Annotated in this window: 15 protein-coding genes; 10 read left to right on the top strand and 5 right to left on the bottom strand. The window is 47.8% G+C overall.

The genetic code is table 11. From position 1 onward, the window contains the following. Positions 1-2: 2 nt before the first annotated feature. The gene (locus ACW5MY_RS18025) at positions 3-1,685 is read left to right on the top strand and encodes a M20/M25/M40 family metallo-hydrolase (RefSeq protein ID WP_289394014.1); all 1,683 of its coding nucleotides are present in this window, start codon (positions 3-5) and stop codon (positions 1,683-1,685) included. 24 nt (positions 1,686-1,709) lie between these two features. Next, positions 1,710-3,128 carry an amino acid permease gene (locus tag ACW5MY_RS18020; protein ID WP_065522453.1) on the top strand — a complete coding sequence of 473 codons (1,419 nt, stop codon included), beginning with the start codon at positions 1,710-1,712 and terminating at the stop codon, positions 3,126-3,128. 31 nt (positions 3,129-3,159) lie between these two features. Here the strand turns inward: ACW5MY_RS18020 and ACW5MY_RS18015 are convergent, their stop codons facing one another. After that, complete coding sequence (locus ACW5MY_RS18015; protein ID WP_289394013.1) at positions 3,160-4,362, bottom strand: multidrug effflux MFS transporter; 1,203 nt, start codon at positions 4,360-4,362, stop codon at positions 3,160-3,162. 220 nt (positions 4,363-4,582) lie between these two features. Here ACW5MY_RS18015 and ACW5MY_RS18010 point away from each other — a divergent pair, with 220 nt between their 5' ends. From ACW5MY_RS18010 to ACW5MY_RS17980, 7 genes are all read left to right on the top strand, one after another. Further along, positions 4,583-5,821: an MFS transporter gene (locus tag ACW5MY_RS18010; RefSeq protein WP_014471187.1), complete on the top strand. Its 1,239-nt coding sequence runs from the start codon at positions 4,583-4,585 to the stop codon at positions 5,819-5,821. 161 nt (positions 5,822-5,982) lie between these two features. Further along, entirely contained in the window at positions 5,983-6,597 is a 615-nt protein-coding gene (locus ACW5MY_RS18005; protein ID WP_289394012.1) for a type 2 periplasmic-binding domain-containing protein, read from the top strand. Then, positions 6,587-7,297, top strand: coding sequence for a cupin domain-containing protein (locus ACW5MY_RS18000; protein WP_014471185.1), 711 nt, complete (start codon positions 6,587-6,589; stop codon positions 7,295-7,297). The genes ACW5MY_RS18005 and ACW5MY_RS18000 overlap by 11 nt, the downstream gene beginning before the upstream one ends. Beyond that, a complete protein-coding gene (bacC, locus tag ACW5MY_RS17995; RefSeq protein WP_013353985.1) occupies positions 7,294-8,055 on the top strand; it encodes a dihydroanticapsin 7-dehydrogenase in 762 nt (253 codons plus the stop codon). Before ACW5MY_RS18000 ends, bacC begins: the two co-directional genes overlap by 4 nt. 16 nt (positions 8,056-8,071) lie before the next feature. Further along, a complete protein-coding gene (locus ACW5MY_RS17990; RefSeq protein ID WP_289394011.1) occupies positions 8,072-9,490 on the top strand; it encodes an ATP-grasp domain-containing protein in 1,419 nt (472 codons plus the stop codon). Continuing rightward, positions 9,487-10,668, top strand: coding sequence for an MFS transporter (locus ACW5MY_RS17985; protein WP_007407671.1), 1,182 nt, complete (start codon positions 9,487-9,489; stop codon positions 10,666-10,668). Before ACW5MY_RS17990 ends, ACW5MY_RS17985 begins: the two co-directional genes overlap by 4 nt. A gap of 12 nt (positions 10,669-10,680) precedes the next feature. Then, positions 10,681-11,880 (top strand): pyridoxal phosphate-dependent aminotransferase, encoded by a 1,200-nt coding sequence (locus ACW5MY_RS17980; protein WP_014471183.1) that lies wholly within the window; start codon positions 10,681-10,683, stop codon positions 11,878-11,880. Positions 11,881-11,894: 14 nt separating this feature from the next. Here the strand turns inward: ACW5MY_RS17980 and ACW5MY_RS17975 are convergent, their stop codons facing one another. From ACW5MY_RS17975 to hemQ, 3 genes are all read right to left on the bottom strand, one after another. Then, the gene (locus tag ACW5MY_RS17975) at positions 11,895-12,674 is read right to left on the bottom strand and encodes an SDR family oxidoreductase (RefSeq protein WP_014471182.1); all 780 of its coding nucleotides are present in this window, start codon (positions 12,672-12,674) and stop codon (positions 11,895-11,897) included. A gap of 549 nt (positions 12,675-13,223) precedes the next feature. Continuing rightward, positions 13,224-13,421 (bottom strand): helix-turn-helix transcriptional regulator, encoded by a 198-nt coding sequence (locus ACW5MY_RS17970; RefSeq protein ID WP_061573620.1) that lies wholly within the window; start codon positions 13,419-13,421, stop codon positions 13,224-13,226. A gap of 165 nt (positions 13,422-13,586) precedes the next feature. Next, positions 13,587-14,351, bottom strand: a complete 765-nt coding sequence (hemQ, locus tag ACW5MY_RS17965; protein ID WP_013353979.1) for a hydrogen peroxide-dependent heme synthase — start codon at positions 14,349-14,351, stop codon at positions 13,587-13,589. A 256-nt stretch (positions 14,352-14,607) separates the two neighbouring features. On the opposite strand from hemQ, the gene pta reads away from it, so the two are divergent. Beyond that, complete coding sequence (pta, locus tag ACW5MY_RS17960; protein WP_013353978.1) at positions 14,608-15,579, top strand: phosphate acetyltransferase; 972 nt, start codon at positions 14,608-14,610, stop codon at positions 15,577-15,579. 38 nt (positions 15,580-15,617) lie between these two features. Here pta and ACW5MY_RS17955 read toward each other — a convergent pair whose 3' ends face one another. Continuing rightward, a complete protein-coding gene (locus tag ACW5MY_RS17955; RefSeq protein ID WP_013353977.1) occupies positions 15,618-16,595 on the bottom strand; it encodes a YeiH family protein in 978 nt (325 codons plus the stop codon). Between the last annotated feature and the right edge of the window lie 63 nt (positions 16,596-16,658).

Genomic DNA, 16,658 nt, shown 5'->3' with positions numbered 1-16,658 from the left:
ACATGTATCAGCAGCTCAGCAAAATGCTTCCGGAGGAGAAAATAGAAGCCATTACGAAATCGCTGGTGGCATTAAACAGCATTAACGGCACATTGGAAGAAGGAAAGAAGGCCGACTATATCAAAGATATGATCAAGAGCTTTCCCTACTTTCAGGACAACCCGTCACATGTGTGGGAGCAGGCGATTCCTGAGGACCCTTACGGACGCAAAAATATTTTCGCGTTTATTGAAGGAAACGGTGACAGCCTGAATACGGTCATTTATCACGCCCATCTTGATACGGTCGGCATTGAGGATTTCGGCCCTTTAAAAGATATCGCTTTTGATTCCTACCGTCTCGCGGAGTATTTCTCGAGCTATGAATTTGATCAGGAGGTGCAGCGGGACGCCCGCTCAGGCGAGTGGATGTTCGGAAGGGGATCGGTTGATATGCAGAGCGGTATTGCCGTTCATCTCGCCAATCTGCTTCACTTTTCTGAACGGCGTGAGCAATTGCCGGGCCATATTCTGTTCATAGCAAACCCAGATGAGGAAAGCCAGCATTCCGGCATCTTAACAAGCATTTCTGAATTAAAACGGCTGAAACAAGAAAAACAGCTTCGTTATTTAGCGGCGATTAATACCGACTTTATCACGCCGCTGTATGATGGTGACACGACACGGTACATATACACGGGCGCCGCCGGGAAGCTTTTGCCTTGCTTTGCGATTTACGGGCGGGAAGTGCATGTCGGGGATACGCTGTCCGGCATAGACCCGAATTTGATCGCGTCAGAAATCACCAGAAGAATCCATAACAATATTCATATGGCAGAAAACATTGAAGGAGAGCTTGTGCTTCCGCCGACCTGCCTGTACCAGCGTGACAACAAAGAAGCGTATAATGTGCAGACCGCCGTCAGCAGCTACGTCTATTTTAATTATTTTATTTACGAAAAAACCGCCAAAGAAATCATGGATCAGCTGACTGCCGTGGCTGACGAAGCCTGCAAAGAGACAGAACAAAAATTATCTGATTATTACGACGAATATTGCAGGAGAACGAGCCTTCCGAAAAAAGAGATCTCATGGAACGTTCAAGTGTACAGTCTGGAAGATTACCTGAAAAGGCTGAGAAGCCGCGGCATAGACCCGGCGCAGTGTATAGAGCAGGCGTTTAAAACGTATGAACATCTTGAACTGCGGATGAGATGCTTTAAAGCCGTCGAGGAACTGCAAAAACTTGATCCTGAGCAGGGTGCCAAGGTCATTATTTTCTATGCGCCGCCTTACCTTCCGCACAATTATTTGAAGGAAGAGAGCACGCGGGACCGGCTATTGCAGCATGTCATTCAAGAAGCCGTCGATAAAACAGCGGCGTCAACGGGAGAAACATTCGCTTTTAAAAAGTTTTTCCCTTATTTAGCGGACGGAAGCTTCTTATCGCTGCATGAAACAGACGCTGAGGTTTCCGCCTTTACCGATAATTTTCCGGGATGGGATGTCATCGGCATGATTCCTTTTAAAGAAATCAGGGAATTAAATATTCCATCGGTCAATATAGGGGTATATGGCAAGGACGGCCATAAATGGACGGAACGGGTGTATAAACCGTACACATTCCATGTGCTGCCTGAACTCATTCAGCAGACGACGCTGCACCTTTTGCACAGCTACCGATTAGACATACGCACAAATGGCTGACATAACGGGATAAGGGGGATGTATATGCAGGGAGATACCAATCAAAATGAATTACAGCGCACGATGAAGGGCCGGCATTTATTTATGATCGCCCTCGGCGGCGTGATCGGGACGGGGCTGTTTCTGGGCTCCGGTTTTACGATCAGTGAAGCGGGGCCGATCGGCGCGATAATGGCTTATGTGATCGGCGGATTTTTAATGTATCTGGTGATGCTTTGTTTGGGGGAGCTTGCAGTCGCCATGCCGGTCGCCGGTTCGTTCCAGGCGTATGCCGCAAAGTTCCTGGGGCCGTCGACGGGTTTTACGATCGGATGGATGTACGCATTCAGCTGGGCCAATACAGTGGGGCTTGAGCTGACGTCGGCGGGGATTTTAATGCAGCGGTGGTTTCCGGACGTTCCGATTTGGGTGTGGTGCCTTGTATTCGGTGTCGTCATTTTTTCCATTAACGCGCTATCCGCGAGGAGTTTTGCGGAAATGGAATTTTGGTTTTCCAGCATTAAGGTCATGGCCATTGTATTGTTTATTATTCTCGGCTGCGCTGCCGTATTCGGCTTTGTCGGTTTTAACGGCGGGCAGACGGCGCCGTATCTGTCAAACTTTATGACGGACAAAGGGCTTTTCCCGAACGGGGCACAAGCTGTGCTGTTTACGCTTGTCATGGTGAATTTTTCATTTCAGGGAACCGAACTGGTCGGAATCGCCTCTGGAGAAAGCGAAAACCCGGAAAAGACGCTTCCCCGCTCAATCCGAAACGTCATATGGCGGACGCTGTTTTTCTTTGTGCTGGCGATGTTTGTTCTCGTATCCATTTTGCCGTACCAAACGGCAGGCGTCATCGAAAGCCCGTTTGTGGCTGTGTTAGATAAAATCGGCGTTCCCTATGCGGCTGATATCATGAACTTTGTCATTCTGACCGCCATGCTGTCGGTGGCGAATTCCGGGCTGTACGCTTCGTCCAGAATGATGTGGTCACTATCAAAAAGCAAAATGGGTCCCGCTTTCTTAACGAAACTGACGAAAAAAGGCGTGCCCCTGAAAGCTCTTTCCATCACCATCGCTATCTCCGGTTTATCCCTGCTGACAAGTGTAGTCGCGGCTGAAACGGTGTATGTATGGCTGATTTCCATTTCGGGTATGATTACCGTCGTCGCGTGGATGTCAATCTGCGCTTCACAATTCGTTTTCCGCAGGCGCTTTCTCGCTGAAGGAGGAAATCTGAAAGACCTGGCATTTAAAACGCCTCTTTATCCGCTCGTGCCGATTCTCGGATTTTCGGTCTACGGGCTGATCTTAATCAGTCTCATCTTTATCCCCGACCAGCGTATCGGTCTGTACTGCGGCGTCCCGCTGATGATCATCTGTTACGCGTATTATCACTTCGGTATCAAAAAACGCTTGAAGCGTGAGCCGGCTTCTTCGGAAAAAGGCGCCGCAGGATAAGAAGAAAGCCCTCCGCAATAAGCGGCGGGCTTTACTTTGTTTTCCGTTTTGCCGACAGAGCGTAGGAAAGAACGGCAAAGAGCTGAAAACCGAAAATGCTGACAGCCATCGGCCAGGCGTTTTCTTCTCCGGCTATTCCGACCAGTGGGGCGGCAGCCGCGCCGCCGATAAATGGCAGGAGTCCGAGAAGAGCCGCAGCGCTCCCCGCGCCTTTCTCCTGTTTTTGCATAGCCAAAGAAAACCCTGTCGTCGTGACGACGCCGACTGAAGAGACAATAATAAATAAAGAAATGCAGACCGCTGTCAGGCCTAATCCGAAGGCAAGCGATAAAAGCAAAGCGATGCTCCCGATGACGGCAATGAACAGCCCGGCGACAAACAGCTTCCTTTCATCATGTGTTTTGGCCATCCGTCCGGTGATTTGGGCAGCGCATATGATTCCCGCTCCGTTTACGGCGAACAGCAGGCTGAACGTTTGCGCCGACACGCCGTAGATGTTTTGCAGCACAAACGGCGACCCGGCAATATATGCGAACATGCCGGTCATCACAAACGCCTGGCTGAGCGCAATTCCCATAAACATCCGGTCGCCGAGCAGGCTCCGAAACGTCATCAGCGTCTCCCGGAGTCCGCCGCTTGTCCGTTTTTCAGGCGGAAGTGACTCAGGCAATGCCGTAATTACTGCGGCAAAAATGATACAGCCGATCACCGCCAGCACGATAAACACGATTTTCCACCCGGCGAACTGAAGGATAAATCCCCCTGTAATCGGCGCTAAGATCGGCGCCGCCCCATTCACAAGCATCAGTAATGAGAAAAAAGCCGTCAATTCTTTTCCGGAATACATATCGCGTGCGGAAGCCCGTGCGATGACGATTCCGGCCGCCCCTGTGAACCCTTGAATAAACCTCATGACAATTAAAAACGAAACAGAAGGGCTGAAGGCGCATAATAAAGAAGACAGCATATAAAGCAGCAATGACAGAATCAGAGGCCTCCGGCGCCCGATCATATCACTGAGCGGCCCGACAACAATCTGGCCGATCGCAAGCCCCAAAAGACAAAACGTCAGGCTCAGCTGCGCAAGTGACGCTGACGTATGGAGGTCGGCCGCCACTTCAGGCAAAGCGGGCAGATACATATCGAGTGAAAGCGGCCCGAATGAAGCCAGCGTCCCGAGAATCAATACCATGCCGAGGCCTGCGCGGCCGGCCTTTGAATAACCGTTATTCATTTCATGACCCACCTTAACAAATGATTCTATCACTATAGCATAACCGGATGGCATATTTTATAACATTTGCTGAATATAAACTAAATATTTTATTTAAAATCTGAATGTAAATAAAAAAATGAAATTAGTTTTCGTATGAAATGTAAAATGAAAAATAAGGATGCTAAACTATAAAACAACAAAAGGTAGAAAAGTTTTACGGAAGAGGTGTTTAAAGAGCATGAACAGCAAACAAACCGAACACATCGAAACGAAACGCCGATTTCCGGTCTTTCTCGCGCTTGCTTTGACATTAGGCGTATTTGCCGCGGGTTCTGAAGAGCTGGTGATTTCCCCGCTGCTTCCGGATTTAGCGCAGGCTTTCAGCTCGGATGTCAGTGTGCTGGCGCTTTCCATCAGTATTTACGGAGTGATGATTTTTATTGGGGCGCCGCTTTTGGTTCCGCTGGGAGATAAATATTCCCGTGAACTCAGCCTGATGGCGGGGCTTCTTATATTTACGGCCGGCACGGTGATCTGCGCGCTGGCGCACAATATCTTTTTCTTCTTTCTGGGCAGGGCGCTTTCCGGGCTTGCGGCGGGTGCGTTTGTGCCGACAGCTTATGCGCTGGTCGGCGACCGTGTGCCTTATGCGCATCGCGGCAAGGTGATGGGTTTGATCGTTTCGAGCTGGTCGCTTGCTTTGATTTTCGGTGTTCCGATCGGCTCTTTTATCGGCGGTGTTTTGAATTGGCGGTGGACATTTTGGATTTTCGCCCTGATGGCTGTCCTCGTTGCTTCGCTCATTTTCATTGAGGCGCGCCGCAGCACGGCGGATGGGGACAAAACAGAAGAGGAAAGCGGACGGCAGGCAGGCACCTTCCGGGATGCGCTGAAGGTGCCCCGTGTTCCTGTATACCTCACGATCACTTTTTGCAACATGATCGGTTTTTACGGCATGTATTCATTTCTCGGCACGTATCTTCACCGCGTGCTGCCGGGAGGAAATACCGCTTCCGGGCTGATGATCATGGTGTACGGAATCGGGTTTTCCATGAGTGTGTTCACGGGGAAAATCGCCGACAAGGCGGGAAAAATGCGTTCCCTGATCGCGGCATTGGCCGTTATCAGCATATGGCTTGCCTGTCTCGCTTATGCGCCGTCATCAATGCCGTTTTTGGTCATCGGGTTATTCGTCTGGGGCTTGATGCAAAGCCTGACGGTGACCTTGCTCAGCACCATTTTAAGCGATTGCTCACAGAGCCGCCGGGGCAAAATCATGGCATTCTACAGTCTGGCGTCCAATTTGGCCGTGACCCTGGGTTCGGCTGTCATGGGTCCGGTCTACGTCGGATACGGATATGCAGCTGTCGGGTTTATCTGTGCGGCCGTCACCCTCATCGGCTTTGGCCTCAGCGTTTTTGCTTACAGAAGATATGGCAGACATGAGCATACGGCTGACCAATCATTGTATCGGTAAAATAAAGTTTCTATAATTTTATAAATGTTAATTTTTAACACCTTAGTTTGTAAGGTGTTTTCTATTATATAGGAATAATTATCAATATTCTCAAATAATATTGACAGTTTGAATCTCTATGGATAATATTTACTTAAAATTTAACAGATTGGTTGGTGCTCATGATTATATTGGATAATAGCATTCAGACGAAAAGCAAGGCTTATTCAATATCTAAACTGATTACGATCAACACGCTCGGTCCTGAAGGGACAAGCAGTGAGTACGCAGCAAAAAACTTCATCACCAATTTTACCCTCCTCCAAGGGGTGAACAGCAAGTTATCTCTGCATGATACATTTGAATCGTGCATTGAAAAAACGCTTCAAAGTCCGTTGGAATACACAATTGTGCCTCACGCGTATGACGGTATTAAGCATTTCTACATGAGACCGGATCTGCAGCTTCTGCAAATTTTCAGGTGCGACACCCCAATGTACGGCCTGGCTGTCCGGCCTGATTTTGAATATACCGATGTCATGCTTGATAAGGCTGTTATCGTATCCCACCCGTCTCCTATCAATTTGATTAAGTATTTTACCCGTAAAGATGTCACGTTTGATCTGGTGAACTCAACAAGCGTAGCCGCAAAAAGAGTGAAGGACGGTTTGTCCGACATCGCGCTGACAAATGAACTGGCCAGACAAAAGTACGGCCTTCAATTTGTAAAAACATTTAAAAGCATTCCCATGAGCTGGTCATTATTCGGAAAAGGAGAGATTCATGATGAAAACTAAACAAGACTTGCAGGAACTTTATTTCCCGACGCCTAAATTAATAGAATGGGAAAACGGAGTAAGACAATATTCATCCGTCAGAGGCGATACGGAAGTTCTGCTCTCTTACGTTCCGCCGCATACAAACGTCGAACCGCATCAGCATAAGGAAGTCCAAATCGGCCTTGTCGTTTCCGGCGAGCTGTCCATGACAGTCGGAGACGTCACAAGAAAGATGACGGCGCTGGAATCAGCCTATATCGCGCCTCCTTATGTGCCACACGGCGCAAGAAATGAAACGGATCAAGAAGTGATCGCTATTGATATTAAACGCCTTAAAGCCGGTGAAACCTACACAAGCCCCGAGGATTATTTTTTGAATATTTTTAAAACTAGAGACTTATTGCCTGGTATGGAAGTCACATTCTTCGTGGAGGACTGGGTGGAAATCATGCTTGCCAACATTCCGGGCAACGGCGGGGAAATGCCGTTCCATAAACACCGCAATGAACAGATCGGCATCTGCATCGGCGGCGGCTATGATATGACCATTGAAGGCTGCAAAGTGGATATGACATTCGGAACAGCTTATTTCTGCGACCCGAGAGAAGATCACGGCGCCATCAATAGATTTGAAAAGGATTCAAAATCAGTCAATATCTTTTTCCCTCCGCGCTATAACAGAGCAAAAGCGAAAAAATTAGAGGCGAAAGAGTCATGAACTTGACAGATAAAACCGTCCTCATCACAGGGGGCGCATCAGGCATCGGTTATGCTGCGGTTCAGGCGTTTCTGAATCAGCAGGCAAATGTGGTCGTCGCGGATATTGATGAGGCGCAGGGAGAAGCGATGATCCGGAAAGAAAATAATGACAGGCTGCATTTTGTCCAGACGGATATTACAAATGAACCGGCATGTCAAAACGCCATCCTGTCAGCGGTTGACAAGTTCGGCGGATTGGACGTGTTAATCAATAACGCCGGCATCGAAATTGTCGCCCCGATTCATGAGATGGAGCTGAGTGATTGGAACAAGGTGCTTAATGTCAATCTCACGGGCATGTTTCTCATGAGCAAGCACGCGCTGAAGTATATGCTCAAAAGCGGCAAGGGCAATATCATTAACACGTGCTCCGTCGGTGGAGTCGTCGCATGGCCCGACATTCCCGCATATAACGCATCTAAAGGCGGCGTTTTGCAGCTGACGCGTTCTATGGCCGTCGATTATGCGAAACACAACATCCGCGTCAATTGCGTGTGCCCGGGAATCATCGACACACCTTTGAATGAAAAGTCGTTCCTTGAAAATAACGAAGGCACGCTTGAAGAAATCAAAAAAGAAAAAGCGAAAGTCAATCCGCTGCTGAGGCTCGGCAAGCCTGAGGAAATAGCGAACGTCATGCTGTTTCTCGCCTCGGATTTATCAAGCTATATGACCGGAAGCGCCATCACCGCAGACGGTGGATACACCGCACAATAGAGAAGGAGTGTTACATATGGAGAGAAAAACAGTATTGGTTATCGCTGATCTTGGGGGCTGCCCGCCGCATATGTTTTACGAAAGCGCAGCCGAAAAATACAACCTCGTCAGCTTTATTCCGAGACCCTTTGCAATTACAGCCTCTCATGCGGCCTTAATTGAAAAATACTCGATTGCGGTCATTAAAGATAAAGACTATTTTAAGAGTCTGGCTGATTTTGAGCATCCCGATTTGATTTACTGGGCTCATGAAGATCATGACAAACCTGAGGAAGAAGTCGTCGAAGAAATCGTCAAGGTGGCCGACATGTTTGCGGTTGACGCCATTACGACCAACAATGAACTGTTTATCGCTCCGATGGCAAAAGCGTGTAAACGTCTCGGCCTGCGGGGAGCGGGCGTACAGGCCGCTGAAAACGCGAGAGATAAAAACAAAATGAGAGCCGCCTTCAACCGGGCCGGCGTCAAATCCATCAAAAACAAACGGGTGACGACCCTGGAAGATTTCCGCGCCGCGCTTCAGGAAATCGGAACGCCGCTTATTCTGAAGCCTACATATCTGGCGAGCTCGATCGGCGTGACGCTTATCAAAGAGATGGAAACGGCCGAAGCTGAATTCAACAGAGTCAATGAGTACTTGAAATCGATTAACGTACCGAAAGCGGTCACGTTTGAAGCGCCGTTTATCGCGGAAGAATTCTTGCAGGGCGAGTATGATGACTGGTACGAAACAAGCGGTTATTCCGACTATATCAGTATCGAAGGCATCATGGCCGACGGAGAATACTTCCCCGTCGCGATCCATGATAAAACACCGCAAATCGGATTCACGGAGACAGCGCATATTACGCCGTCCATCCTGGATGATGACGCCAAGCGGAAAATCGTCGAAGCTGCCAAGAAGGCGAATGAAGGACTCGGCCTCGAAAACTGTGCAACGCATACAGAAATAAAATTAATGAAAAACCGGGAAGCCGGACTGATTGAGTCAGCGGCCAGATTCGCGGGATGGAATATGATTCCGAATATTAAAAAGGTCTTCGGCGTCGATATGGCGCAGCTATTATTGGATGTTCTCTGTTTTGGAAAAGAAGCCGATCTGCCGAAAGGATTATTAGAGCAGGAGCCATGCTATGTCGCAGACTGCCACTTGTATCCTCAGCATTTCAAAGAGAACGGCCAGCTGCCTGAGACGGTTGTCGATTTCGTCATTGAAAGCATTGAAATTCCTGACGGCGTCTTAAAGGGAGACACTGAACTCGTTTCTTTCTCAGCGGCGGAGGCGGGTACGTCAGTGGATCTGCGGCTGTTCGAAGCGTTCAACAGCATTGCGGCGTTTGAGCTGAAAGGAAGCAATTCGAACGACGTGGCCGAATCAATCAAACAAATTCAGCAGCAGGCGAAGCTGACTGCAAAGTATGCGTTATCGGTATGAAACAGCTGAAACCGAACTCTAAGTATTTGCTTTTCGGGCAGGCGCTTTCGTTTATGGGAGACTATTGCGTTCTCCCGGCCCTGCTCATTTTGTCTACATACTATCATGACTACTGGGTGACGTCCGGCGTCATCGCGGTCCGCAGCATTCCGATGGTGTTTCAGCCGTTTTTAGGCGTGCTTGTGGACCGGCTCGACAGGGTGAAAATCATGCTGTGGACGGATGTGATCAGAGGTGTCATCTTCTTGGGGCTGACATTTCTCCCGAAAGGCGAATATCCGCTGCTTTTTCTGGCGTTGCTGTTTGTCTCTTACGGAAGCGGCGTGTTTTTTAACCCGGCCCGTCTCGCGGTCATGTCGTCTTTAGAAGCGGATATTAAAAATATCAATACCTTATTTGCCAAAGCCACGACGATTTCGATTATTGTCGGCGCCGCAGCCGGCGGTCTTTTTCTATTAGGCGGTTCTGTCGAGCTTGCCGTCGCCTTTAACGGGGTAACCTACCTTGTCTCCGCGTTTTTCATCAGCCGTATTAAGCTTCAATACGTGCCGATTCAGTCAGAAAACGTGAGAGAAGCCTTTCAGTCGTTTAAGGAAGGCCTGAAGGAAATCAAAACAAATGCTTTCGTGTTAAACGCCATGTTTACGATGATTACGATGGCGCTGTTATGGGGTGTCGTCTACAGCTATTTTCCGATTGTCAGCCGCTTTTTAGGCGACGGGGAAATCGGCAATTTCATTCTGACGTTCTGTATCGGCTTCGGCGGCTTTATCGGCGCCGCCCTTGTCAGCAAATGGGGCTTTAACAATAATAAAGGGCTGATGTATTTTACAGTGTTATCAATTGTCTCGCTTGCGCTGTTTTTGTTCACCCCGATTTTCGCCGTGTCAGTCATTGCCGCCATTCTTTTCTTTATTGCAATGGAATACGGCGAGGTGCTGGCGAAGGTCAAAGTTCAGGAGAATGCGGCGAACCAGATTCAGGGCCGGATCTTTTCCGTGGCAGAGGCGTCCATCGGATTGTGCATCGCCGTCGGTTCCATGCTGATCAACATTGTAGATGCGGCGGTTATCATGGCGTTTATCGTGCTTCTGGTCAGCGGGTTGTTTCTGCATACAAAACTGGTCAATAAATCGTTTTCAGAACGGAATAACGAATCGGAGCAAATTCATTTATAAGGAGCCTTTCAGATGGAAATCATACCGTCCGACGTCATCAAGACACTTCCGAAACAGGAATTTTCGCTCGTTTTTCAAAAGGTAAAAGAGTTGGAGAAAACGGGGGCCCGGATCATCAATCTAGGGCAGGGGAATCCCGATCTCCCCACTCCGCCGCATATCGTTCAATCATTGCGGGAGGCTGCGCTGAATCCTTCGTATCACGGATACGGCCCGTTCAGAGGCTATCCGTTTCTGAAAGAAGCCATCGCGGAATTTTATGAGAGAGAATACGGTGTATCGGTCAATCCGGAGACAGAAGTTGCGCTGTTCGGCGGAGGAAAGGCGGGTTTGTACGTTTTGACGCAATGCCTGCTGAATCCCGGCGACATCGCCTTAGTCCCGAACCCCGGCTACCCTGAGTATTTATCGGGAATTACAATGGCCAGAGCGGAGCTGCATGAGATGCCGCTTCATCCAGAGAACGGCTATCTGCCGGATTTTGAGCAGATTGATCCCGCCGTCCTGAAAAAAGCAAAGCTGATGTTTTTGAATTATCCGAATAACCCGACGGGCGCGACAGCGGATCAGGCGTTTTATGAAAAAGCGGCGGCGTTTGCTAAAAAACATGACATCCATCTCATTCACGATTTTGCATACGGCGCGTTCGAATTTGATCAGAACCCGGCCAGTTTTCTCCAGGCGAAGGAAGCCAAGACGGTCGGCGCGGAGCTGTATTCATTTTCGAAAACCTTCAATATGGCAGGCTGGAGAATGGCGTTTGCCGTGGGGAATGAAAAGATCATTCAGGCGGTCAATGAATTTCAGGATCACGTATTCGTCGGTATGTTCGGCGGCCTTCAGCAGGCGGCAGCGGCGGCGCTGTCAGGAAGCCCTGAACATACAGAACGGCTGAAGCGCACATATCAGGAACGGATTGATTTTTTCACTGAGTTATGTGAAAAGGAATTGGGCTGGAGTATTGAAAAGCCGAAAGGGACTTTTTATGTCTGGGCTGAAATTCCGAATGAATTCGAGTCTTCACACCAATTTTCGGATTATCTGCTGGAGCATGCCCATGTTGTCGTGACGCCCGGCGAGATTTTCGGCAGCCGCGGAAAGCGTTATGTCAGAATATCAATGGTGGCCAAGCAGGGGGACTTGAGGGAATTCGTTTTGCGGATTCAAAAGCTCGGTTTGTCCTTTGCTTCATTACAAGGAACATCCCGCTGACAGCGGGATGTTTTTTATATGCTTTTCATGCTTCCGCCGTCGGCCGACACTTGCTGCCCCGTAATATAAGAGGCTTCTTCCGAGGCGAGAAAGGCAGCCAGCGCCGCGGCTTCTTCTGCGGTTCCGACACGCTTCATCGGAACGCCTGAGGCAATCCGTTCTTCCGCTTCTGCTTTGGAAATGCCGTTTTGCTTCATGACATTCTGCACGAATTGGTGATAGCGGTCTGTGGCGATAAATCCGGGATTCAGACAATTGACAGTGATGTGAAAAGGCGCAAGCTGAATGGCGATATTTTTGCTGGCATTAATTAAAGCGGCGTTCATCATGCTGTTGGTAAACATGTTGGCGCCGGGCTCTTTCCATAGGTTTCCCACAATATTAATGATTCGGCCGAATTCGTGCTGCTTCATGATCGCTGCGGCTGTTTTCATAGAATCGATATAAGCGATTGTTTTATTCGTAAAGGTATTTGTCATATCCTCTATATCGCAGTTTTCAAAAGTGTCCGGCGAGCCGCCCGGTATGTTGTTGATCAATACATCAAGCCGTCCGCATTTTGATCTGATTTCTTCAAAAATGCCGCTTCTCGTCTTCTGATCCGACATATCCCCGGCCAGAACGGTGACGCCCGCATCCGGATGTTTGGCGAGAATCTCTTCTTTTACGGATTCAATATTTTCGGGAACTCGTGAATTAATGACGGTATGAAAGCCATTGTCCGCCAGTTTCAGAGCGATCGCTTTGCCGATCCCCTGACTGGCTCCCATAATAAATGCGGTTCGTTTTGACAACTGTCTGCACCCCTTTACCAAAATGGAATCTCTTTTACATCGTAAAAAAAAATGACGAAAATAGCAAATTTTATTTAAATTCTGACAAATGAAAACCCGCCAAAGAGGCGGGGGGGTGTTCGATTAATATCATTAGATTGGAATTATAATGAAGGTTTCTAATTATTAATTGTTAGTATTTCTTATTCAGAATGAGGATTGATAAAAACGCTGTACTTATAATTAGCGAGGAAAATAGGAGTAAAATTTGTTCTTTGTCCAGGTTGATTAATTTAAAATAAAATATAGTCAAGAAAATAAAAAGATAAATGAAAGTCAGCATACCAGTATGAGCCAAGCTCTTCTGTATAATAAACTTTCCTCGTTCATCTCTTTTTAATGGTAATGATGGGGAGGTGGCCCATAGAACATAGCTTATAATTGAAAGCGTTAATGTAGAAAAAGTTATTGAAGGTAATTTTGTTTGAGTAAATACTGAAAGTGCAATGAAAGCTCCTGATATAATGATGAAAAAAACAAATGAAATCATAAAAAAGTTTTTCTTCATTTTTATTCCTCCTCTAACAAAAATATATTATCTACACTTTCTCTGAAAATCTTTGCTATTTTCAAAGCTAAGGGCAGGGAGGGGTTATATTTCCCATTCTCAATTGAAATAATAGTTTGTCTGGACACTTTTAATTTCAGGGCTAAAGTTTCCTGTGAATAAGAATGTCTTTGTCTAATTTCTTTTAACCGATTTTCCATTCATATTTCACCTCATTTTGAAACAACAATTGCTAAAGATGTAAAGTAAATTATACGTAAAGCACACTTTACATAACTTTCAACTTTTTATCAATGTTTTTTCGATTTGTATTCGAATAGTATTAAAAAAAGCCTGATTTTTTACAATCAGGCTTTAACCACTTATTACACGTGTAAAAACTGCGGAAGCGTGTCGAGAGACAAGCGGTTTCCGACAAAAAATGAACCGAATTCGCCGTAGCGCGCGCTGACTTCGTCAAAGCGCATTTCATAGACAAGCTTTTTGAACTGAAGCACATCATCACTGAAGAGCGTGACGCCCCATTCGTAATCGTCAAAACCGACAGACCCGGTGATAATCTGTTTGACTTTGCCGGCATAGCTCCGTCCGATTAAGCCGTGGCTTCTCATCAGGCTTTTGCGTTCATCCATAGAAAGCATGTACCAGTTGTCATTTCCGCTTCTTCTTTTATCCATCGGATAGAAGCAGACGTATTTCGCTTCCGGCAGCTCAGGGTACAGGCGTGCGCGGACATGCGGGTTTTCATACGGATCGCCTTCTCCGCTAGCCAGGTAGTTGCTCAGCTCAACCACGGACACGTAAGAATAAGCCGGGATTGTAAATTCAGCAAGCTTTGATTTATTAAATTCAAGCTCGATTTCGTTCAGCTCTTCCATTGTCGGGCGAAGAATCATCAGCATGAAATCGGCTTTCTGTCCGACGATGCTGTAGATGGTTTGCGAGCCTTTGCCTTCTTTTTGGGCGACGCCCCATTTTTCAAGCAGTCCCGTAAATTCGTGAATAATCGACAGGCGCTCATCGCTGGATAACAGCTTCCATGACGTCCAGTCCATTGTGCGGAAATCGTGAAGCGCGTACCAGCCGTCAAGCGTTTGGGCGGCTTCGTTCGTTTTTTGCTGCTCACTCATGTATCTTCACTCCTATATCTTTTCATTGATGCCTTCACTATATCACAGTTTAACCGTTTCAGCTGTGGAGAAACCTTGAATAATCCATAGCCTTGTGTCAGAAACTAAGCCGTGAACAAACCGTCAGTTAAATTAGTTAGAAAAATAAGATTTTTCTTTGAAAGCGCTATAATGAAAGTTGGTTATTTGAATTTAACAGGAAGAAGAGTATGCTGTAAAAGTAAGCGTTTTTTGTCAACATAGAGGAGGGTATATCGTGGCAGATTTATTTACAAAAGTACAAGAAAAAGTAGCAGGAAAAGATGTAAAAATCGTATTTCCTGAAGGAATGGACGAACGTATCCTGGTTGCGGTCAACAACTTGGCGGGCAACAAGGTATTAAAGCCGATCGTAGTCGGCAATAAAGAAGACATTCAAGCAAAAGCGAAAGAATTAAATCTTACGCTTGACGGCGTTGACATTTTTGACCCGAATACATATGAAGGCATGGAAGAACTCGTTCAGGCTTTCGTAGAACGCCGCAAAGGCAAAGCGACGGAAGAACAGGCCCGCAAAGCCTTATTGGACGAAAACTATTTCGGCACAATGCTTGTGTACAAAGGTCTCGCGGACGGACTTGTCAGCGGAGCTGCACATTCTACTGCCGATACGGTTCGACCTGCACTGCAAATCATTAAAACAAAAGAAGGCGTGAAAAAAACATCTGGTGTCTTCATCATGGCTCGCGGTGACGAGCAATATGTATTCGCTGATTGCGCGATCAACATTGCTCCTGACAGCCAGGACCTTGCCGAAATCGCCATTGAAAGCGCCAATACGGCTCAAATGTTTGATATTGACCCGCGCGTTGCCATGCTCAGCTTCTCTACAAAAGGATCGGCGAAATCAGACGAGACGGAAAAAGTGGCCGAAGCGGTGAAAATTGCGAAGGAAAAAGCGCCTGAACTTACGCTTGACGGCGAATTCCAATTTGATGCTGCATTTGTGCCGTCTGTTGCGGAGAAGAAAGCGCCGGACTCCGAAATTAAAGGAGACGCGAATGTATTTGTATTCCCAAGCCTTGAAGCAGGAAACATCGGCTACAAAATCGCTCAGCGCTTAGGCGGATTTGAAGCGGTTGGACCGATTCTGCAAGGATTAAATATGCCTGTAAACGATCTTTCCAGAGGATGTAATGCGGAAGACGTCTACAATCTTGCGTTAATTACGGCGGCTCAAGCGCTGTAATCCGGAAAATGCCGGCCTTTACGAAGGCCGGCATTTTTTTATAGAAAGAAAGTCACTGCCGCCCAGCCGAACAGGGATAAACAGAGAGAACCGATCAAACCAGCCGCGAGCGCCCGCCAGCCGTCATGCCGAAACGCCGATATATGGACTTTTAAGCCGAGACCCGCCATCGCCATGCCGATTAAAACATAAGACACTTGCACAAGAAACGCGGAATGCGCGGCAGAAATGACGCCTGATGTGTGGATGGCGCTCATTCCGAGAAATCCGAAGATAAACCAAGGGATGGGCAGCGAAGCGGCAGAAACCGTCTCTGACTTACCGCTGCGGCGGGCCCGCATGCCAAGCATGAATGCGGCCGGAACGAGCAGCGCGACCCGGGTCAGCTTGACGATCACCGCCATCTCGACGGCTGTTTTTCCTCCGGCGCTGCCGGCCGCCGCCGCATGCGCCACCTCATGAAGCGTTGCTCCGCAAAAGGCCCCGTAAGCCGCGGGCGAAAAGCCCAATACATGATAAGAAAGAGAATACACAACAGTAAAAATGGTTCCTAATAATGAAACGGCGGCGGCACTGATGGCTGCTGCATTTTCATTTGATCTGATCTGCGGCGCGATCGCGGCAATGGCAGCCGCCCCGCAGATCGCTGTGCCGCAGGCCGTTAATATGCTGAGTGTCTGATCCATTCGAAACAGCCGGGACAGTCCGTATACAACAGCGCCCGCAAACATCATACAGCAAACGGCAATTGCAAATACGTGCCAGCCGGCATGATAGATATCCGCCAGGTTCAGTCTCATGCCAAGCAGGATAATGCCTGCTTTCAGCAAATATTTGCTTGAGAACGCAATCCCCGGCTCTAATGCCGCCTGATGTCCGAAAACGGCGCGCCAGAGCATGCCGATCAGCATCGCGAGGACAAGCATTCCGAGCATTTGTAAAAAAGGCAGGCGGCTGACATAGAAAGCCGCAAACGCAATTCCTGCGGTAACTGTAACACCCTTTACCATCTTCATTTCAGTCACTTCCCATTTGTTGATAACTCCACTTTACTGCGGTCTTAATCATTAGTAAAATAT

Source organism: Bacillus sp. Bwzl_19 (assembly GCF_054900515.1).
The sequence above is the reverse complement of the archived record's forward strand: the minus strand, read 5'-3'. Positions and strand labels throughout refer to the sequence as shown.